Origin of the sequence: Bacillus pinisoli, assembly GCF_023036475.1 — a bacterium.
In the GTDB taxonomy this organism is placed as follows: Bacteria; Bacillota; Bacilli; order Bacillales; family SA4; genus Bacillus_BS; species Bacillus_BS pinisoli.
In genome coordinates, this window is the sequence record NZ_JAJQKI010000003.1 from 196,570 (window position 1) to 218,197 (window position 21,628).

General features: G+C 36.7%; 18 protein-coding genes, 2 tRNA genes and 1 riboswitch. Of the genes, 1 reads left to right on the forward strand and 19 read right to left on the reverse strand.

Annotated elements, in window-relative coordinates; all coding sequences use genetic code 11:
• Window positions 1-189: 189 nt before the first annotated feature.
• The 16 genes from lonB to LT143_RS05665 all read right to left on the reverse strand — a co-directional run bounded on the left by lonB (window position 190) and on the right by LT143_RS05665 (window position 16,143).
• On the reverse strand, window positions 190-1,875 hold the full coding sequence (lonB, locus tag LT143_RS05590; protein WP_246940958.1) for an ATP-dependent protease LonB: 1,686 nt from the start codon (window positions 1,873-1,875) through the stop codon (window positions 190-192).
• A 371-nt stretch (window positions 1,876-2,246) separates the two neighbouring features.
• Window positions 2,247-3,515 carry an ATP-dependent protease ATP-binding subunit ClpX gene (gene clpX, locus LT143_RS05595; protein ID WP_246940961.1) on the reverse strand — a complete coding sequence of 423 codons (1,269 nt, stop codon included), beginning with the start codon at window positions 3,513-3,515 and terminating at the stop codon, window positions 2,247-2,249.
• 501 nt (window positions 3,516-4,016) lie between these two features.
• Window positions 4,017-5,303, reverse strand: coding sequence for a trigger factor (gene tig / locus LT143_RS05600; RefSeq protein WP_246940964.1), 1,287 nt, complete (start codon window positions 5,301-5,303; stop codon window positions 4,017-4,019).
• Window positions 5,304-5,541: 238 nt separating this feature from the next.
• Window positions 5,542-6,555 (reverse strand): tetratricopeptide repeat protein, encoded by a 1,014-nt coding sequence (locus tag LT143_RS05605; RefSeq protein ID WP_246940967.1) that lies wholly within the window; start codon window positions 6,553-6,555, stop codon window positions 5,542-5,544.
• Window positions 6,556-6,719: 164 nt separating this feature from the next.
• Window positions 6,720-6,796 (reverse strand) — tRNA-Arg (locus LT143_RS05610).
• Between the two features lie 7 nt (window positions 6,797-6,803).
• Window positions 6,804-6,877, reverse strand: a tRNA-Gly gene (locus tag LT143_RS05615).
• A 115-nt stretch (window positions 6,878-6,992) separates the two neighbouring features.
• Window positions 6,993-7,502, reverse strand: a complete 510-nt coding sequence (locus LT143_RS05620) for a metallophosphoesterase family protein (protein ID WP_246940970.1) — start codon at window positions 7,500-7,502, stop codon at window positions 6,993-6,995.
• A 10-nt stretch (window positions 7,503-7,512) separates the two neighbouring features.
• A complete protein-coding gene (locus LT143_RS05625; RefSeq protein ID WP_246940973.1) occupies window positions 7,513-8,112 on the reverse strand; it encodes an XTP/dITP diphosphatase in 600 nt (199 codons plus the stop codon).
• Window positions 8,113-8,124: 12 nt separating this feature from the next.
• Window positions 8,125-8,871 carry a ribonuclease PH gene (rph, locus tag LT143_RS05630; RefSeq protein ID WP_246941521.1) on the reverse strand — a complete coding sequence of 249 codons (747 nt, stop codon included), beginning with the start codon at window positions 8,869-8,871 and terminating at the stop codon, window positions 8,125-8,127.
• A 204-nt stretch (window positions 8,872-9,075) separates the two neighbouring features.
• Complete coding sequence (locus LT143_RS05635) at window positions 9,076-10,155, reverse strand: GerMN domain-containing protein (RefSeq protein WP_246940976.1); 1,080 nt, start codon at window positions 10,153-10,155, stop codon at window positions 9,076-9,078.
• Window positions 10,156-10,303: 148 nt separating this feature from the next.
• Complete coding sequence (gene racE / locus LT143_RS05640; RefSeq protein ID WP_246940979.1) at window positions 10,304-11,104, reverse strand: glutamate racemase; 801 nt, start codon at window positions 11,102-11,104, stop codon at window positions 10,304-10,306.
• Window positions 11,105-11,292: 188 nt separating this feature from the next.
• Window positions 11,293-11,739: a MarR family winged helix-turn-helix transcriptional regulator gene (locus LT143_RS05645; protein WP_246940982.1), complete on the reverse strand. Its 447-nt coding sequence runs from the start codon at window positions 11,737-11,739 to the stop codon at window positions 11,293-11,295.
• A 223-nt stretch (window positions 11,740-11,962) separates the two neighbouring features.
• Window positions 11,963-12,187 (reverse strand): spore germination transcription factor GerE, encoded by a 225-nt coding sequence (gene gerE / locus LT143_RS05650; protein ID WP_163179253.1) that lies wholly within the window; start codon window positions 12,185-12,187, stop codon window positions 11,963-11,965.
• Between the two features lie 712 nt (window positions 12,188-12,899).
• Window positions 12,900-13,661, reverse strand: coding sequence for a succinate dehydrogenase iron-sulfur subunit (sdhB, locus tag LT143_RS05655; RefSeq protein ID WP_246940986.1), 762 nt, complete (start codon window positions 13,659-13,661; stop codon window positions 12,900-12,902).
• A 1-nt stretch (window position 13,662) separates the two neighbouring features.
• Window positions 13,663-15,420, reverse strand: coding sequence for a succinate dehydrogenase flavoprotein subunit (gene sdhA / locus LT143_RS05660; RefSeq protein ID WP_246940989.1), 1,758 nt, complete (start codon window positions 15,418-15,420; stop codon window positions 13,663-13,665).
• A 114-nt stretch (window positions 15,421-15,534) separates the two neighbouring features.
• The gene (locus tag LT143_RS05665; RefSeq protein WP_246940992.1) at window positions 15,535-16,143 is read right to left on the reverse strand and encodes a succinate dehydrogenase cytochrome b558 subunit; all 609 of its coding nucleotides are present in this window, start codon (window positions 16,141-16,143) and stop codon (window positions 15,535-15,537) included.
• A gap of 345 nt (window positions 16,144-16,488) precedes the next feature.
• On the opposite strand from LT143_RS05665, the gene LT143_RS05670 reads away from it, so the two are divergent.
• Window positions 16,489-16,941 carry a YslB family protein gene (locus tag LT143_RS05670; protein ID WP_246940995.1) on the forward strand — a complete coding sequence of 151 codons (453 nt, stop codon included), beginning with the start codon at window positions 16,489-16,491 and terminating at the stop codon, window positions 16,939-16,941.
• Window positions 16,942-17,152: 211 nt separating this feature from the next.
• On the opposite strand, the gene LT143_RS05675 is transcribed toward LT143_RS05670, so the two are convergent.
• From LT143_RS05675 to trxA, 3 genes are all read right to left on the reverse strand, one after another.
• Window positions 17,153-18,385 carry an aspartate kinase gene (locus LT143_RS05675; RefSeq protein ID WP_246940998.1) on the reverse strand — a complete coding sequence of 411 codons (1,233 nt, stop codon included), beginning with the start codon at window positions 18,383-18,385 and terminating at the stop codon, window positions 17,153-17,155.
• Window positions 18,386-18,485: 100 nt separating this feature from the next.
• Window positions 18,486-18,665, reverse strand: a riboswitch (Lysine riboswitch).
• An 81-nt stretch (window positions 18,666-18,746) separates the two neighbouring features.
• The gene (uvrC, locus tag LT143_RS05680) at window positions 18,747-20,522 is read right to left on the reverse strand and encodes an excinuclease ABC subunit UvrC (RefSeq protein WP_246941001.1); all 1,776 of its coding nucleotides are present in this window, start codon (window positions 20,520-20,522) and stop codon (window positions 18,747-18,749) included.
• Window positions 20,523-21,116: 594 nt separating this feature from the next.
• Window positions 21,117-21,431 carry a thioredoxin gene (trxA, locus tag LT143_RS05685; protein WP_246941004.1) on the reverse strand — a complete coding sequence of 105 codons (315 nt, stop codon included), beginning with the start codon at window positions 21,429-21,431 and terminating at the stop codon, window positions 21,117-21,119.
• Between the last annotated feature and the right edge of the window lie 197 nt (window positions 21,432-21,628).

Here is a 21,628-nt window from a genome sequence, read left to right on the forward strand (position 1 = left end):
TGTCTATTAAGGTGCGTTTTCCATGGACATTTTATTAGAAAAGCTCTGATATTCTTTACATTTCACCGCATGACGCTGAGGAATGAGCTTCGTCAGACAGTTAGCACTATAGGAGTTGACTTTTAATTCGCTTAAATAAAGACTCAAAAAAAGACTCCGATTTAGTCTCCCTAAACCGGAGTTACCTTATTAAACTGATTCTGTCTTGATATCAATAATAGGCGAGGAAGCTGGGATTGCTTCATGAGATAAACCATGCTTCATCTCATTATTTTCAAAGACAATGTCAAAAACCTCTGATAGATGTGTCACCGGAATAATATCAATTCCATTAATTTCATTTAGAATGGATTGAACATTATCTTTTGGAATGATTACCTTCGTTGCTCCTGCTTGTTTGGCAGCCTTAACTTTTGCAAAAACCCCGCCAATTGGCTTAACAAATCCGTGAATACTAATTTCCCCTGTCATTGCTAGGGTGTGTTTAACCGGAATATTATAAATGGCAGAATAGATCCCAGTTGCCATTGCAATACCTGCCGATGGCCCATCTACTGGAATTCCACCTGGGAAGTTTACATGAATATCATAGTCAGATGCTGGAACTCCTAACGAACGTAACACCGTGAGCACATTCTCAATAGAGCCTTTTGCCATACTTTTTCTTCGAACGGATTTACCTCGGTCACCAATACTTTCTTCTTCAACGATACCTGTGATATTTATAGAACCTTTTTCAGTAGTAGGCATAACAGTTACTTCAATTTCTAATAATGCTCCTGTATTTGGACCATACACAGCAAGTCCATTTACGAGCCCAACCTTTGGTGCTTCATTTATTTTCTTTTCATGTCGCGGAGAAAGCTGGCTTGAATGGATGACCCATTCTATATCATCTGTTTTAATATGATTTCTGTCCTCTGAGATCGCAAGTCCCGCTGCGATTTGGACCATATTAACAGCCTCACGCCCATTTCTTGCATAGGTAGACAGGAATGTAATTCCTTCTTCAGTCACATTCATATTAATCTTAGCAGCTGCTTTTCTAGCAACCGTTGCAAGCTCTTCAGGCTCCAACTCTCTAAAAAAGACTTCTAAGCATCTAGATCTAATGGCTGGTGGCAGCTCATTAGGTGTTCGAGTTGTTGCCCCAATCATTCTAAAGTCAGCCGGTAAGCCATTTTGGAAAATATCATGAATATGGGTTGGAATTTGAGTATTTTCTTCATTGTAATACGCACTCTCTAAAAATACTTTTCGATCTTCTAGTACTTTTAACATCTTGTTCATTTGAATAGGATGTAGCTCTCCAATCTCATCAATAAATAACACTCCACCGTGGGCATGTGTAACCGCACCTTGCTTAGGCTGTGGTATCCCTGCTTGGCCCATTGCTCCCGCTCCTTGATAGATTGGATCATGAACAGAACCGATTAAAGGGTCGGCAATTCCACGCTCATCAAATCTAGCTGTTGTAGCATCTAGCTCTACAAATACGGCATCCTTTTTGAATGGAGATTTTGAATTTCGCTTTGCTTCTTCTAGAACTAGACGGGCTGCGGCTGTTTTTCCGACTCCCGGTGGTCCATATACGATTACGTGCTGAGGATTCGGTCCACATAATGCAGCTTTTAAGGCACGGATACCATCCTCTTGTCCTACAATATCATCAAAACTAGTTGGTCTAACCTTTTCAGCTAGTGGCTCCGTTAAAGACACAGCTCTCAATTTGCGTAGCTGTTCCATCTCTTTTCTGGACTCTCTATCAATTGACACCTTTTGTGTACGCTGGTTTCGGAGTAAATTCCAAAAATATAATCCAATAATTACCCCAAAGAATAATTGTACAAATAAAGCAATACCAGTCCAACTCATGTTTTACCCTCCTGAGATCCAATGTTGTCTGTTACACATTAGTATCTCCCTCTAATAGTTCAAGTAAACCAAAAATTAGTATTTGCTTGTGTACTTTTACTGGGATTGATTTTCTTTTTTGGGGAAGGTGTTATTCGGGGAGGTATACTTGAGGAAAGGATACTTGAGAACCGCTTTTGTATCAACAAGTTCTAAAGATTTATCAACGAAATTTAACTATTATCGAACAAGCCGGAATGGTTATCAACGAATTTATACATCTTATCAACGAAATTCCTGATTTTATCTAAAAATCAAAAAAGTATCTATATAAAGTTACTCTACTCCAATCATAAAAAAATGGATAGAGGAAAATCCTCTATCCACGATTTTTATGCCGAATCCTTTTTATCTTGACCAGTCACTACTGTACCATCTTTTAAGACAAGCTTAGGCGTACTCTCACCTTTTACTGTCTCCAATGTGATAATACATTTTTCGATATCTTCACGTGAAGGCAGATCATACATAACATCAAGCATAATTCCTTCAATAATTGAACGAAGACCACGAGCACCTGTTTTACGTTCAATTGCCTTTTTCGCGATTTCGAGTAAAGCAGTATCTTCAAAATCTAACTCCACATCGTCAAGCTCTAATAATTTTTGATATTGCTTAATTAGAGCATTCTTAGGCTTTGTTAAAATTTCTACTAGCGCTGCTTCATCTAATGGCTCTAAATTAGCAATTACCGGTAGACGACCGATGAATTCTGGAATTAAACCAAATCGTAATAAATCTTCTGGTAGTACTTTTGAAAGAAGTGACACTTCATCGCCCTCTTCTTTAACCGTACCAGCACCGAATCCAATTACTTTTTTACCAAGGCGGCGTTTAATAATTTGTTCAATTCCATCAAACGCTCCACCACAGATAAATAAGATATTCGTTGTATCAATTTGGATAAACTCTTGATGTGGATGCTTTCTTCCACCTTGAGGAGGAACACTTGCAACCGTACCTTCAAGAATTTTTAATAGAGCTTGCTGTACCCCTTCACCTGAAACATCACGCGTAATGGATGGATTTTCAGATTTACGAGCTACTTTATCAATTTCATCAATATAAATAATTCCTTTTTCAGCTTTCTCTACATCGTAGTCAGCAGCTTGAATTAACTTAAGAAGGATGTTTTCAACATCTTCCCCTACATAACCAGCTTCTGTTAGAGAAGTTGCATCGGCAATGGCAAACGGAACGTTTAAAATTCTTGCTAATGTTTGAGCTAATAATGTTTTACCACTACCAGTTGGACCAATCATAGCAATATTACTCTTAGATAGCTCTACATCATCGATTTTACTATTGGAGTTAATACGCTTGTAATGATTATAAACGGCAACAGCTAAAGACTTTTTAGCACTATCCTGACCAATGACATATTCGTCTAAAATATCGCGAATTTCCATTGGCTTTGGAACGTCCTTAAACTCTACTTCCTCTTCCGTTCCAAGCTCCTCTTCTACGATTTCCGTACAAAGCTCAATACATTCATCACATATATAAACACCAGGTCCAGCAACAAGTTTTCGAACTTGATCCTGCGTTTTTCCACAGAAAGAACATTTTAATTGACCTTTTTCGTCGTTAAATTTAAACAACTATCTCACCCCTTACATTACTACTGTATGTCTTTGTAAACTAGACTCTTTTCATATAGATTGTTGCTTTAGGAAAAATCCCAAAATCCGGATTTTTATAACTAGTATACTTCTGGCTTTTTAGCTAGATAGTCGCTCTTTTCTATACGATAAATACTTCATTTTTTCGTTTAGAATAAGCTTACCTTCAAATAATTTTGGTTAAAAAGCAACAAGGTTTTAGAAAAGAGCCTTAAATTAAATCTCTTCATTCAAAACTTTGAGATTTTTCTAACTTCTTGTTATGTATTAGCATTTTAACATATTAGCGGATAAGAGAGGTAATGATAACCCTTTATTAAGTATGTATTTGTCAAAAATGCCTTTTTTATTAGTGCATTTTGCGCTAAACGTATTACCAATAATCTACTTATGATATGTATGTATATTGTTTCGACTCCATGAATCAGAGTAAAAACAAGGCACGAACTAAGTCGCGCCTTTTATCTTATTACTACTATGTTATGCAGTAGCCTTACTGTTATCAACTAAGAAATCAATTGCTTTGCGGATTTTTATATCTTCTTTAAGAAGATCTACATTTCCAAGCATGTTCTTGATATTTTCAGCTGTTGTTTGGTACATAGAAGCCATGTTTTCAAGCTCTTCGTTAAGCTCCTCATCTGTAACTTCAATGTTCTCTGCATTTGCAATTGCTTCTAGAGTAAGGTTCATACGTACACGTTGTTGTGCATCTTCTGCCATTTGCTCACGTAACGCATTTTCGTCAGTACCTGAGAATTGGAAGTATAAATCAAGGTTCATACCTTGAGATTGAAGACGTTGTTCGAATTCACGAATCATACGGTCTTGCTCAGACTTCACCATTGCTTCTGGTAAATCAATCGTTGCGTTAGCAGTTGCTTGATCAACAAGTGCATTTCTTACTGTGTTTTCAGCTTCTTGCTTTTTAGCAGTTTCTAAGCGTTCTTTTGTTTTTGCCTTTAAAGCTTCTAATGTTTCAACTTCTTCATCAACATCTTTTGCAAACTCATCATCTAGAGCTGGAAGTTCTTTAGCTTTAATTTCATGTACTTTTACTTTAAATGTAGCAGGCTTTCCAGCTAAATCTTCAGAGTGGTACTCTTCTGGGAATGTAACCTCAACATCCTTTTCTCCACCAGCTTCAACACCAATTAATTGTTCTTCAAAGCCTGGGATGAACGTGCCAGAACCGATTGTTAATGAGTAGTTTTCACCTTTTCCACCTTCAAAAGCAACTCCATCAACAAATCCTTCGAAGTCGATTACAGCTGTATCACCTTCTGCAACTGCTCCTTCTTCTTTTACAACAAGCTCAGCTTGACGCTCTTGTAATTGCTTAAGTTCTTGCTCAACATCTTCATCTGTTACATTCGTATCAATGCTTTCTACTTCTAAGCCTTTGTAATCACCTAATTGAACTTCTGGCTTAACAGTAACCTTTGCAGTAAAGATTAAGTTTTGCCCTTTTTCGATTTGCTCGATGTCAATTTCAGGACGATCTACTGGCTCAATACCCGTTTCTTTTACAGCATTTTCATAAGCAGTTGGTAATAAAATGTCTAGAGCATCTTGATAAAGTGATTCAACACCAAAGCGCTTTTCAAACATACCACGAGGAATTTTCCCTTTACGGAAGCCCGGCACATTTACCTTCGTTACAACTTTTTTGAATGCAGCGTCTAAACCTTGGTTAACAGTTTCCGCATCAACCTCAACTGTTAAAACTCCTTCGTTACCTTCTAACTTTTCCCATTTTACTGACATTTATACTTTCCCTCCATCATCTATTTCTCTAAGCCACCTCAAGGATATGTGAAACTTGTCCATATGTAGTAACTATGTTATTACGATCCCTCGAATATGTAATGGCAAAGCAGTTATCTTGATTACAACCATTCCATTATACCATAGAATAAATTCCTTTCAATAATGGAACCCTTAACGGATAAAAAACTTACTGATTGTTCGCTAATATTCTTGTATAAAAACTTACTACACTTTTTTACAGGGGCAAAAATGAAATTTCTTCTATTTCTCGAATCTGACTGCTAGCAAAGCGTAGGTCTCTAGCTGCGATTTGGTAAAGTTCAGCTATTTCTTCAGATTCAATATCAATTCCATGAAAATCATATCCTACTTTATGGAGACCTGCAGCCCAAATCACTTCTTCTTCAGGGTACGGCAAAAATGGATACAAGACGGACAATTGGCGATACCATATCTCTTTAACGACCTCAAACAGGCTAGGATTTTCATTTCCTAGAGTATCATCTAGCAAAGTTAATACCGCTAAAGTAAATGGATGTTGCGAAACTTCTTGCAACTCCCCTGTCTGTATTGTCATCCTTCTGCCAAATTTCTCTATCTCTAAGCTTCGACTAATTTCCTTCTCCATAAACATATGGAGAATGGCCGTTTTCACTAAAGGATGCTTCGTTTCATCTAACAGAAATGAATCGATGACTGCATACGAGAAAGAAATTCCGTGACTTTCACTTCGTAACGCTTGAATGATACTTAATTGATCGGCTATGGATATATCTTCTAATAACTGTTCAACTTCAAACTCTGGCTGCGTCTGTTCTACCTCTTTATTTACATTCATTTTCCGGCTAAAATCTAAAAGTCTATAAAAAGTTTCTACCGTTTGAGAAGGAAAATCCCCTTCCTGTAAGACCGCTTCTATTGTAGACTCGACCTCTTTATACTGGCCAAGCTGCACGAGAATCGTCAAGTAGATTTGAAGCACCTCAAAATAATCACCAATATCCTGCTTTAGCATCACCTGGCACTTTTCCTTTGCTTCCTCTAATTGACCAAGCTCAAATAAACAGACAACAATACCAAGCTGGACTTCTTCTAAATCCGGGTCCATCTCAATGGTTTGCTGTAATAAATCTAGAGCTTCTTGGTATTTCTTATGTTTTAGAGCATCCATGCCTTTATCCAACAAACGCTGTTTTAAATTAGGAAAGGGCACAAGATTACCTGGTTGATTCGGATTCGGCTGTTTCATATATATCTCCTCAAATGAACCTGTGACTGTTTTAACTTATCTCATTTTTTAGATACAGTGTATCAGCAACTTTTTAGCAATACAAGCTTATGAAGAATTTCTTGTTTTCAGAAGAAAATAAAAAATAACCTTTTCAAAGTAGAAAAGGTTTAATTTATATGTAATGGCGTCCCAGGAGAGATTCGAACTCCCGACCGTACGCTTAGAAGGCGTATGCTCTATCCGGCTGAGCTACTGGGACATATTTATGGAGCGGGTGATGAGAATCGAACTCACGACATCAGCTTGGAAGGCTGAGGTTTTACCATTAAACTACACCCGCATTTGAATGTTTTTATGTGTTTTTTATGTGTTTCTTTATTAGCGACTTTTTTATTATATATAGATTCAAATCAGAAGTCAACACTTTTATAAAAAATATTCAATGCAGAAAAATTCTACATTGAATATTTTGTACTTAGATCATCTAGCATTTCGTGATTCTTATTATAAAATAACACATGTGCTCCCTGATTGTATACGTCTAGGATACAATACGTGGCATCTTTTCTGCCTCTTGGCAATCGGATACTACCTGGATTAATAAACAATCTCCCATTAATTTGCTCACTTCCCGCTAGATGAGAATGACCAAAACAAACAATCTGCGCCCCTACTTCTTCTGCTCGATACCCGATACTCATTACATTCATTTTAACATTAAATAAATGCCCGTGTGTGGCAAAGAGTTTACATCCATTTACATTATGCTCAACCTCATTCGGAAACTTTACATCAAAGTCACAGTTTCCTCTCACAACAGAAAAACCTTGAAGAGCCTCATGATCAGATGGAAGTTCCGAATCTCCGCAATGTATCATTAATTGTACTTCATTTGCATATCGTTCCTTTATTTCAGCAAGTTCTTGCTCATACCCGTGTGAGTCACTAATAATTAAAATTTTCATCGTATTTCCCCTATAAAATATCCAAAGAATGAATCTCTTTCTCTAATAAAGCAAGAGCATTTGCTCTATGGCTAATTTTATTTTTCTCTTCTTTTGTTAATTGAGCCATCGTCTTTTGTTGTTCTTCAACAAAGAAAATAGGGTCGTACCCAAACCCGTTACTTCCTTTTGCTTCTTCTGTTATCCTACCTTCACAAGTACCTTCAACCACAACAGTTGGCTGATTTGGAATGGCGAGTGCAAGGGCACAATGAAATCTAGCAGTCCGCTCTTCAGCTGGAACTCCTACCATTTCATGTAGTACTTTTTCTACGTTTTTATTATCATCTTTTTCCTCACCAGCATATCTCGCAGAGTAAACTCCAGGCTTACCACCTAAATAATCAATAGACAACCCTGAATCATCTGCAATAACAAGCTCATTTATTATAGAGCTTATGCCTTCAGCTTTTAAAATAGCATTCTGTTTAAAGGTTGTGCCGGTTTCTTCAATATCGGGTGCATTGATAAGATCTAACAAAGACACAACCTTATACCCTTTTTCTTGAAAAAGATCTTGAAACTCTCTTACCTTACCTTTATTTTTAGTTGCCACTACAATACGTTTCACCTTTTACTCCTCTTACCTATTCATTATTTGATTACTGATTTGTTCTCCGAGTACTTCTTTTTGATATTGTATCAGTTCATTAATACCTTTTTCAGCTAGCTCAAGTAAGTCATTTAGTTGACTTCTTGTGAATGTTGATTCTTCTCCTGTGCCCTGTAATTCTACAAACTCACCCTTGCCAGTCATCACAACATTCATATCAACATTTGCCTTTGAATCTTCTACATAATTTAAATCTAAAATCGGACCATGTTCTTCATCAATTCCTACAGAAGTAGCAGCTAAAAAGTCTTTTAAAGGATATTTGCTCATTGCTTTTCTTTCAATGAGCTTCGAAAAAGCTAAAACCATTGCAACATAAGCACCTGTAATGGATGCAGTTCTCGTTCCACCATCTGCTTGGATTACGTCACAATCAATCCACACCGTACGCTCTCCGACTTTTTCTAAATCAACAACAGAACGTAGTGCTCTTCCAATCAGTCTTTGAATCTCCATCGTTCTACCTGAGACCTTACCTCTGCTTGACTCTCTAATATTACGAGATTCCGTTGCTCTTGGCAGCATAGAGTATTCGGCTGTGATCCACCCTTTACCTTCCCCTCGCATGAATGGTGGGACCTTTTCTTCTATCGTTGCTGTACAGATGACTTTCGTATCTCCAACTGCAATAAGCACGGATCCTTCAGCGTGCTTGATATAATTTGTTTCAATATGTACATTTCTTAACTGTTGGTGCTCCCGACCATCATATCGCATCAACTATTTCCTCCTCATATGTATGATTCATCACTAGTATTGCCCATCTTGATGTAAAACTTCAGATGAATTTCTTGTTTACTTATAGATTGTTGATTAAATGAACTCCACTTAAAAAGAGTGCTAAAAAGCAAGAAAAGAGGAGGCAACATCTGCCTATCCTCTTTTCTAGTATATGTTATTTTGGGGTAGAAGCCAATAATTCTAGAATTCTCCAGTGTTAACCGTTTCTGGTCTTGTTACTGGCTCAGTCACTTTTTCGCCAGAGTCTGTAATTAATTCACCTTTACCATTTACCTGAATGGCTACACTTTCAATCCCCTCTTGCTCTGTTAGAGATAAAACAAGTGATTTTAATACATGATTAGAAATCTCAGTCTTGTCTAAGTTAGAGAAGATGGATTCGTTAAAGTTTAATGTTAGTACTCCATTACTGTAAACTGGTTCAGAAAGTAATTTCGCTTCTGGATTAAACTCAGTTAAAAGTCCAGATATTAAGCTTGGTCCTTCAATCAGTTCATCTACAGTTGCTGCAATCTTGTCACCGCTAATTTCACTTACACGGCGCGTAATTGGAACATAGTACGTATTTTCTCCTTCTTGTGCTAAGAAGTATAGTGTCATTAACTCACTCTTCATCACATCAACAACCTCTGAGTTATCAATGTTGATTCCGTCTGCACGACTTAATCCGTCATGAATTGGAGTATTGTTCACAGGCATTACATCCTGCTCATGACCATTAATCTTAATCTTTACATTTTTCACAGAATCAAATTGAGTAAGTGTCCATGTAATAGATTGAAGGATTTTAGATTCATCTGCTGCCTGATATTGAGCAAACTCCGGTGAGAAGTCAACAACTAATGTTCCATCCTCTAAAAGATTAGTTGACATTTGAGTGTCTGGTGGTAAAACGGCTCTAAATCCATCAGGTAGCATGTTGTTAACTGGGCCACCATCGACTAAATACTCAAGTACTTGCTGTGCTGCACTTTGTGATTTTGGTAATTCAAATGTTTGTGGCACGACTAGCCCTTTTGAATCAATTAAATATAATTCTCTTGTAACTGTTTCTGTTGTAGCATCCTCTTGATTATCAGTTGCTGTATTTTCTGTTTCTGTTCCTTCTTCTACTGATGTCACATCATCCTCATATGATACGACTTGAGGCGGATCAATCTCCTTTGCTGCTTGATCCCCTCCGAATAATCCACAACCAGAAAGCAATACAGTGGATGCAAGTACGGTTGTAGCAATTTTTGCTTTTGGTAATCTAGACATTATTATCCCTCCCAAGATGGTTTGTACTATCATGTATACGAGCCCATCTAAACATTTATACCGCTTGTCAGCATTTTTTTTGGACAAAGTTATAGAATGAATGCAGAGCATTAGCTAAGATACTAAAAAACGTGATACCCAATGGGAATCACGTTAATTGTATAACTTCAATTTTTTCTATTTCTTGTTGAAATAGCTTATTAGCTACCTTTTGGAAAGCTTCCTTCGTACCTGTAGTTAGAAACAGATGATCTTGACAGGGGCCATTACTATTATTTAGCATTTTATTGTAATGAAGAATGGTACTGACCTCTCTAGCCGTTTCAGTACCAGAAGAGATTAGTTGTACTTGGTTTCCCATCACTTCTTGTATAATTGGACTTAGAAGAGGATAGTGTGTACAACCAAGAATCAGTGTATCAATGCTTTCTCCCATTAAAGGTTTAAGCTCATCCTTCACGATTTGAAAGACTTCCTCGGTTTCATATTCCCCGGATTCGACAATGGGAACAAATCGCGGACAAGCTAACACGCTTACATCTAGTTGACTACTAATAGAGTGTAACGCTGTTTCATATGCTTGACTCTTTATGGTCCCGACCGTACCGATTACTCCAATTTGCTTATTTTTAGTCACCTTCACTGCTGATCTAGCTCCTGGATGAATGACTCCAAGGACCGGGATACTCAAGCTTTGTTGAATTTCCTCCAATACAGCTGCTGTCGCTGTATTACAGGCAATAACAAGCATTTTGATATCAAAAGCCTGCAAATAGTTCGTCATTTCCCAAGTGAATTTCTTTACTTCCTCTAGCGGTCTAGGTCCATAAGGACATCTAGCGGTATCGCCTAAGTAAACAATTTTCTCCTTTGGCAGCTGCCTCATAATTTCCTTGGCAACTGTAAGTCCACCAACACCTGAGTCAATGACAGCAATCGGATTATTCAAAAAATCGCCTCATTCTTTTAGGCTCTTTTCTAAAAACTTTGTTGCTTTTTAGACTACTTTATCTGAAGTTAAGCTTATTCAATACGATAAGAAAACGTATTTATCGTTAGAGAAAATCGGCTTTCTAGATAAAAGTAGAAGACATTATACTTGTACGAAAGCAACAATTTATACCAAAAGAGCCTTCTCTATTTCATTTCATGATGTAGTTTGCTTAAAAGTTTTTCAAGAACGACAATTTCATCCTTCGTGAATGAAGAAAGTACTTCTGCTAAGTAGCCTTGGCGCTTATCAATTACATCCTCGATAATTCTTGCACCTTCTTCAAGTAAATGAATACGAACAACACGTCGATCATTTTCATCCTTTACTCGAACAACTAGCTGATTTTTTTCCATACGGTCAATTAAATCTGTTGTTGTACTACAAGCAAGGTACATTTTATTTGATAATTCACCAATTGTCATATCTCCATTTTCAAGTAGCCATTGAAGTGCCACAAATTGTGGAGGGGTAATTGTATATTGGTTAAGTATCTCTCTACCTTTTTGTTTAATAATTGCTGCAATATATCTTAACGATTTCTCGGTTTCTCCTACTAGGATGTCAATTTCATTCTCTTGTTTTGGTTCCATAACACTCTCCTCCTCAGAAATAGTCTATTAGTTTTATTTTCTACTTTTTTTGACAAAATTTCAAGAGAAAGCTTTGGTTGTTATGCAGAAAATCAATATGATTACTCAGTTTTATGCTTCATTGAGGGGATAAATGTTGATTATTTATTGAAAATGAATGGGTAGACACCGTGACCTTATGTAGGAAAACCGGCTTCCTGTGTTAACGGAAAGCCGGACATTTTCAAAGCTCTAGTTCCCCCATACGAAGGAGCTCTACAACCGCTTGTGAACGCCCCTTAACTCCAAGCTTTTGCATAGCGTTGGAAATATGATTTCTGACCGTTTTTTCGCTTATAAACAACTCTCCGGCGATATCCTTCGTTGTTTTATCTTGAACTAACAGTTCGAAAACTTCTCTTTCTCTTTTGGTGAGCAATGGCTTTGGTTGAAAGTCTTTCTCCTTCAATTGTTGTAACCCTCCTTGCTAGGTTCGAGCTGGATGTTGGGATGGTTATATATTAGTCACCATATACTATGTAGGAGCTTCAAAAGCTGTTACACAATCAGGGAATAGTCTACAAAAATTATTTTATCTAGTATGATCAGCAAATCCACTCTTCATCCCAAGTTTATGGCTTATTGCGTAATACTCTTACTCTTTGAAGTATTTACTATATGTCATCTGTATCAATTGTGTGCCAACTCGGCCAAAGCTTGTTTAAACATAAGGCTCTTTTCTAAAACTTTGTTGCTTTTCAATATTATTTTTCAGCAATTTCGCCATTATATAATACGTTTAAACTGTTTATTTAAGGTTAGAAAATAGCAACTCTCTAGATTTAATGCATAGACTTTGTACTACCAAGTAAAAATCCGGCTTCCTGAGATTTTTACGAAAGCAACAATTTATACGAAAACAGCCAAACATAAAAATGCCTCTTCATGTCATCACATGAAGAGGCATTTGTTATTTGTTTAGGCTCTTTTCTAAAACTTTGTTGCTCTTCAAACTAATTTTCAAATAAGTTTCCTTTCGAATACCTTTAAATCGAAGTAATAATTGTTAGAAATGAGCAACTGTCTCTATTTAAAGCACTGACCACTGAACTACCGAGTAAAAATCCGGATTTAGGGATTTTTACGGAAGCAACAATCTATACGAAAAGAGCCTTTGTTTATTAGACTTCGTCACTACCAAAGAAGTTCCTGAACATCTGTACAGTTGTATCGCGGTTTAATGCTGCAATTGATGTAGTTAATGGGATACCCTTCGGACAGGATTGAACACAGTTCTGTGAGTTACCACAGTTTGCAAGTCCTCCATCCCCCATAATTGCTTCTAGGCGCTCTGACTTATTCATGGCACCAGTTGGATGAGCGTTGAATAATCGTACTTGTGATAATGGAGCCGGTCCAATGAAATCAGAGTTACTGTTTACATTTGGACATGCCTCTAAACAAACACCACAAGTCATACACTTAGAAAGTTCATATGCCCACTGACGCTTTTTCTCCGGCATACGTGGTCCTGGTCCTAAATCGTACGTACCATCGATAGGAATCCATGCTTTCACTTTCTTTAGTGAGTCGAACATACGGCTACGATCAACCTGAAGGTCACGCACAACCGGGAAAGTCTTCATTGGCTCAAGACGGATCGGCTGTTCTAATTGATCAACTAAAGCTGTACAGGATTGTCTTGGCTTTCCGTTAATGACCATAGAACAGGCTCCACAAACTTCCTCAAGACAGTTCATATCCCAAGTGATTGGTGATGTTTCTTTACCATTCACATCAACAGGATTTCTACGAATCTCCATAAGAGCTGAAATTACATTCATATTTGGGCGATAATCTAATTCAAACTCTTGTGTATAAGGGGTAGATTCAGGACTATCCTGACGGCTAACAATAAAACGGACTTTTTTAGTTTCGGTCATTTTATTTTTCCCCCTCTTTTTTCTTTGAATAGTCACGCTTACGTGGTGCAATTAATGAAGTGTCTACGTCCTCGTAATGGAATTGTGGTGCACTTTCATCGAACTTAGCCATTGTCGTCTTTAAGAATTCTTCGTCGTTTCTTTCAGGGAATTCAGGCTTATAGTGAGCCCCACGGCTCTCATTACGGTTAAGAGCACCAATTGTAATAACACGCGCTAATTGTAGCATGTTTTCTAATTGACGAGTAAATGAAGCACCTTGGTTACTCCATTTCGCTGTATCATTAATGTTAATATTCTTATAGCGCTCTAATAGTTCTTGAATTTTCTCGTCTGTCTTTTGAAGTTTAGAGTTTGTACGAACAACCGTTACATTATCTGTCATCCACTCTCCAAGCTCTTTATGAAGAACGTATGCATTTTCTTTTCCATCCATCGACATGATGTTTTGGATTCTTTCTTCTTCTTGCTTTACATAACGGTCAAATACAGAAGAACTAATGTCATCAGCAGATTTAGATAAACCATTCATATATTCAACAGCTTTAGGCCCTGCTACCATACCACCGTAAATGGCAGAAAGTAATGAGTTAGCACCTAAACGGTTTGCACCGTGCATAGAGTAATCACATTCACCAGCTGCAAATAAACCAGGAATGTTCGTCATTTGATCGTAATCTACCCATAATCCACCCATTGAATAGTGAACAGCAGGGAAGATTTTCATTGGAACTTTACGTGGGTCATCACCCATGAACTTTTCATAAATTTCAATGATTCCACCAAGCTTAATGTCAAGCTCTTTTGGATCCTTATGAGAAAGGTCAAGATACACCATGTTTTCCCCATTGATTCCAAGCTTCTGCTCAACACATACATCAAAAATTTCACGAGTTGCAATATCACGTGGAACAAGGTTTCCGTATGCTGGGTACTTCTCTTCAAGGAAATACCATGGCTTACCATCCTTGTACGTCCATACTCGTCCACCTTCACCACGAGCAGACTCACTCATTAAACGAAGCTTGTCATCTCCAGGAATTGCCGTTGGGTGAATTTGAATGAATTCTCCGTTTGCGTAATAAGCACCTTGTCTGTATACGATTGCCGCAGCAGAACCAGTGTTAATGACAGAGTTTGTTGATTTTCCGAAGATGATACCAGGACCACCACTAGCCATAATGACAGCGTCAGCAGGGAATGACTTTATCTCCATTGAAGTTAAGTTCTGTGCTACTACCCCACGACAAACACCTTCATCATCTAAAACAGATCCTAAGAACTCCCAGCCTTCGTACTTTTGCACAAGACCTGCTACCTCATAGCGACGAACCTGTTCATCAAGTGCATATAATAACTGTTGACCAGTTGTTGCACCAGCGAATGCAGTACGGTGATGCTGTGTTCCACCAAAGCGACGGAAATCAAGCAATCCTTCTGGAGTACGGTTGAACATTACTCCCATACGGTCCATAAGGTGAATAATTCCAGGTGCTGCTTCAGCCATAGCCTTAGCAGGAGGTTGATTAGCTAAGAAGTCTCCACCATAAACCGTGTCATCAAAGTGTTCCCAAGGTGAATCTCCTTCACCTTTCGTATTAACAGCTCCATTAATACCACCCTGCGCACAAACTGAGTGAGAACGTTTTACTGGTACAAGTGAAAATAAATCTACTGATACGCCAGCCTCTGCTGCTTTAATAGTTGCCATTAGACCTGCAAGGCCTCCACCTACAACTATAATTTTCCCCTTACTCATTTTGACTCACTTCCTTTTATGGAATCCTTTTGGTGTTTGATCAAACCAAAAGAGATTAAATTGTTAAAATATAATTCTATTAGCTCCTGTAACCTATAAACCTATCATGTACGATTATACGAATGCGAAAATAGCTCTAAGTCCGACAACTGTTAAAACTACGAACACTCCAAGTGTCACATATGTTGAAATAACTTGTGAGCGAGGTGTAACCGTAATACCCCAGCTAACAAAGAAAGACCATAAACCATTAGCAAAGTGGAATGTAGTTGAAACAACACCAACAATGTAAAACACTAACATGAATGGATTACTTAAAATGGCTTCCATCATTTCATAATTTACTTCTTGCCCAAATGCTGCTGCAATTCTTGTTTCCCATACGTGCCAAGCTACGAAAATCAGCGTGATTACACCAGTAACACGTTGAACTAAGAACAACCAGTTTCTAAGATACCCGTAATTACTCACATTGTTTTTAGCAGTAAAAGCTATATATAGCCCATAAACTGCATGATAAATTAATGGTAGAAAGATAACTAAAATTTCTAATGCATAACGGAACGGTAGTTGTTCCATAAAGTGTGCAGCCTTATTAAAGGATTCCGCACCTTTTGTTGCAAAATGATTGACCACTAAGTGTTGAATTAGGAATATTCCTACAGGAATAACACCAAGTAGTGAATGCAATCTGCGATTAAAAAACTCACGATTTCCAGCCATGTTTTACCCCCCTCAAAGTGTTACAACTAAGTAGAAAACATTAAAAATACTAAAAATTGAAACCCCTTGCAAATTATATCAATAGAATGAAAGAATTTCACAGTGTTTATTTTACTCCTCGCCCATAATGGAGTCAAGAAAACGGAAACAATTACTATTTAATAACTTGTTACTTACGTATAATTTTAGCACTTTCTTTCTATAGCTAATAGTTGAAATTGTTGAGTATTGCTCCAATTTATGTAATATAATAATCCATGTAGATTGCCATATAACTTTATAAGAGGAATGTATGCTTTAGAAAAGAGCTTTATAAAATAGATAAAAAGAAAGAGTGAGGATAGGATGAAACAAACTTCCATTAAAGAACAATTATCACAATTTGAACATTTACATACATCTGGATTAGCCTATGAATTAATAAGGGAAGTTTTATTACCTGATCTGTTAGGTCAAGAACTCCCATCTATTCTTTATTGGTCAGGAAAAAATATGGCAAGAAAATATCCTTTAACTTCTGTTGACGAGATTATTTCATTTTTTGAATATGCCGGATGGGGCAGTTTATCCATACTAGAACAGAAATCATCTGAAATACACTTTGAACTTTCAGGTGAATTTATCACTGCACGCAATCAATCAAGAAAACCTACAAGTTATCAGCTTGAGGCAGGCTTTATTGCTCAGCAACTTGAATTTATTCATCAATTGGTTACAGAAGCATTTGAAGAACAAAAGAAACGAAACAACAAGGTAATCTTTATTGCACGGTGGGACAAAAAGGACCCAATCGTTTAGGTAAGAAAGATATTAATTTTAATTTTCTATCTAAGTATATAGACGTTTTCTTAGGTAGTTAAACCTTAGGTAGTTAAACATTAAAAGAAGAAACAGCTAAAGTTTATAAAAACAATAAATAAAGACCCGAACTACTAGATGAATGATACATCTATGTATCGCCTAATAGTTCGGGTTTATTATTTGCTAGCACACTTATGTCTCACATTATTTAAACTGGTTGTTCTACATTTATCTCTAGTTCAAAAGCTGCGTGTAATGCCTCAACTGCTTTTAACATGTGAGCATCTTCCACAACAGTTGATACCTTTATCTCAGAAGTACTTACCATTTTGACTTGAATCCCATGTTGAGCTAACACTTCAAACATTTGAGCTGCTACCCCAGGATTTGAAATCATGCCAGATCCTACAATTGAAACTTTCGCTAGGCCACTTTCATGTTCAACCGATACAAAACCAAGACTTTCCTTGTTTTCTTCAAGTACCGATAAAGTTTCATCGAGATCTACTGATTGAATTGAAAATGAAATATTCGTTTGATCTGCACTAGTCATACTTTGAATGATAATATCAACATTAATTCCGTTCTTGGCAAGAGTCGTAAAAATGGTTGATAACGAGTGAAGTCCATTCGTTACCCCAATAACTGTAACTCTTGTAACTTCTTTATCAAAAGCAATTCCTCTTACTACTAAATTATTTTCCATTGATACTTCCTCCTCAACTCTTGTTCCATTTTCTATCTCCATACTTGACCGAACTTCTAGTGGTATTGCAAAGTTTTTAGCGAATTCTACGGCTCTCGGATGTAATACTCCAGCACCTAAATTAGCAAGTTCTAACATCTCATCGTAAGAAACCGATTGAAGTTTTCTAGCATTTTTCACATAACGTGGATCAGTTGTAAAGACACCTGTTACATCAGTGTAAATATCACATTTATCTGCCTTTAATGCAGCCGCAATAGCAACAGCAGTCGTATCAGAGCCGCCTCTACCTAAAGTCGTAATTTCTGACTCTACAGCAAGTCCTTGGAATCCGGCAACCACAACTATTTTTCCTTCATTTAAGTGTTTCAGCATTTTTTCTTGATCAATATCTACTATTCTTGCATTACCGTGAATGGCCTCTGTTTTAATTCCTGCTTGCCAACCCGTTAAAGAAACGGCGTCATGCCCGCTTGATTGAAGTGCCATTGTGAGTAGTGCAATTGATATCTGCTCACCAGTTGTAAGTAGCATGTCCATCTCACGTTTACTCGGATTTTTGGAGAGTTGGTTAGCTAATTTTACTAATTCGTCTGTTGTCTTTCCCATTGCAGATACAACTACGACAACCTGATTCCCTCTAGCAACTTCTTGAATAACACGGTTAGCTACATTTTGGATTCTTTCCACAGAACCTACAGATGTTCCACCAAACTTTTGTACAATGATTCCCACACATCTCATCCTTTTTATTTTAATAATATATTTGATAAATATAATAAAAAAAAGCAATGAGAGTATCTCATTGCTTGAACGAATATGGTAACGTTCGCGCGAGTGAGATAGCTCTCCAAACAGTGACCTGTTTGACAATCTTACATCTATTAAACGCAAGACCAGCAAAGGAGTTATGAGACTTCCCTATACTTCGGCGACGCTCCCCTTTCGATAATCTTCATAAGAGCTCATACTCTTCTGATTACGTACTTTTGAAGTTCGCACCTCTACCTTCACTTCAACATTTTGAAGTGTGTATTAAATTAATCCCTATTTTAGCAGACCTTGTTTCGCAATACAATGAAAATCTTGATGCCTATTAATGTTCTTCCATCTTCGCTACGATTAGATGTGCGGTCGGTTTAGGAATACCAGCCTTAATAAAATCATCTATTGAAGCTTCTTTCATCTTTTTAACAGAGCCAAAATGCTTTAGTAAGGCTTTTTTTCTTTTTTCTCCAATACCTGGAATATCATCTAAAATAGATTGGAAAACATTTTTACTTCGTAGTTGACGATGAAAGGTAATCGCGAACCGATGAACTTCATCTTGTATTCTTTGCAGAAGATAAAATTCCTGGCTGTTTCGATCTAGATGAACAAATTCAATCGGATCTCCAATAATTAATTCTGACGTTTTATGCTTATCATCTTTTACAAGGCCAACGATAGGAATTTCAAGACCTAACTCATTTTCAAGAACATCTCGGGCAGAGGCAAGATGACCTTTTCCACCATCAATAATAATTAGATCTGGTAATGGTAACTCTTCTTTTAGAATTCTTGAATATCTTCTTCTAACTACTTCTCTCATAGATGCATAATCATCTGGTCCATCTACACTTTTAATTTTATATTTACGGTATTCTCTTTTATCTGCCTTACCGTCAATAAATGTGACCATGGCAGACACTGGATTTGTCCCTTGTATATTGGAGTTATCGAATGCTTCAATTCTATACGGAGTGGCAATTCCGAGTTTTTTGCCTAAGTTTTCTACTGCTTTAATTGTTCTTTCTTCATCACGTTCGATTAAAGAGAATTTTTCTTGCAAGGCGATTGCAGCATTTTTACTAGCTAATTCTAGTAATTCTTTCTTTTTACCTTTTTTCGGTTGATGAACTGTTACTTCTAATAATTGCTCAACTAACTCTTTTTCTACTTCATCTGGAACTAGTACTTCCTTTGGTTTGAAGTGATGGTTTTCTGCATAAAATTGACCTAAAAATGTAGTGAATTCCTCCGCTGGATCTGCATATACAGGGAATAAGGAAACATCTCTTTCAATTAGTTTCCCCTGTCTAATAAAAAATACCTGTACACACATCCACCCTTTATCATATGAATAGCCAAATACATCTCGATCTATGAGGTCTGTCATCATCATTTTTTGTTTTTCCATAATCGCTTCTATATGAGCAATTTGATCGCGATATTCCTTCGCTCTCTCAAAGTCCATATTCTCTGACGCCTGAAGCATCTTACTGGTTAAGTCCTCTTTAACTTCCTTGTAACCGCCGTTTAAGAATCGGATGATTTCTTCAACCATTCCTTTATTCTGTTCATCCGTTACAGGATAGACACAAGGGGCTAAGCATTGACCTATATGATAATACAAACAAACCTTAGTAGGTATAGTCACACATTTTCTTAATGGATAGATACGATCTAATACCTTCTTTGTTTCGTTGGCCGAGTATACATTAGGATAAGGTCCAAAATATTTCCCTTTATCCTTTTTTACTTGTCTAGTAATAAGAAGTCTTGGATGTTTTTCGTTCGTAATCTTTATAAAAGGATAGGTCTTATCATCCTTTAAATTTATATTATATTTGGGATTATGCTTTTTAATTAGGTTTATTTCTAAAATTAGTGCTTCAATATCAGATGATGTAACAATGTATTCAAAATCATCTATTTCACTTACTAAACGTAATGTTTTTCCATCATGAGAACCTGTAAAATAAGATCGCACTCGATTTTTTAGTATTTTAGCTTTTCCAACATAAATAATAGTACCTTGCCGATCCTTCATTAAGTAACAACCAGGTTGATCTGGCAAAATCGCTAACTTTTCTTTTAGCAAAGAATTCATCAAGTACGACCTCCCTTCTATATCGAAGAAATATATGAATTAACTATTGTCTAGGAAAAACAGACAACATTCTTATTGTATTGTACCATGATTTTTATTTTTAAACTTCTATTAGCAAAACTTGCCTGTTCAAACAAGACTTCGACATCATTTCCCAAGAAATATTAAAAGTTTTTGTTTCTTCTTGTCATTTTCTTTAAAAAAAATTACATGGAATTAAAAATATTCGCGCTTTATTGCTTTTCATTTTTCTAAGCGAGATCTTATAAATTGTAGCTTTCAAGTACAATGCATCTACTTTTACTTCGGGAAAAGTAGGGTAAAAAGCAAGAAAGTACTAGAAAGGCTCTTTTCTAACACTTTGTTGTTTTTCAAGCTACTTATTCTAAAAAAACTAAACTATATAATACGTAAAACCTAAGTGATCATTGTTAGAGAAGAGCAACTCTCTGTTTTTAAAACACTGAACACTCTACTACCGAGTAAAAATCTAGCCTTTGGGATTTTCACGAAAGCAACAATCTTTATGAAAACAACCTTTAGAAAAGAGGCTTAAAAAAAGACACCCCGTTGGGATGTCATTTTTTCCGTTTATTAAACGTGCTTTTCTAATACTTCCGCAAGTGCATCTTTAGGTTGGAAGCCAATTACTTTATCTACTACTTCACCATTTTTCATTACTAATAGTGTTGGGATACTCATAACACCATATTTGCTTGCAGTTTCTGGATTTTGGTCGATATCTAATTTAACGATTTTTACTTTTTCGCCCATTTCTCCATCAAGTTCTTCAAGAACAGGTGCAATCATTTTACAAGGCCCGCACCAAGGTGCCCAGAAGTCAGCTAAAACAACACCTTCACTTGTTTCAGTTGAAAAGTTTTGGTCATTAACATTTGAAATTGCCATTGTGATTCCTCCTATATAATCTACTGCCATAATGTAAAACCCTTCTTGTAGGGTCTTAATTATAACCAAAGTATACCATCACAGTATATGACTGGCTAACTTTTTGCTCACTCTTATAATATCCACAGTTTCACTTTTTCATCCTGTATAGAACAAGAGGTGTATATATTACTTTTAACCTAAGTGCTTATTTCGTA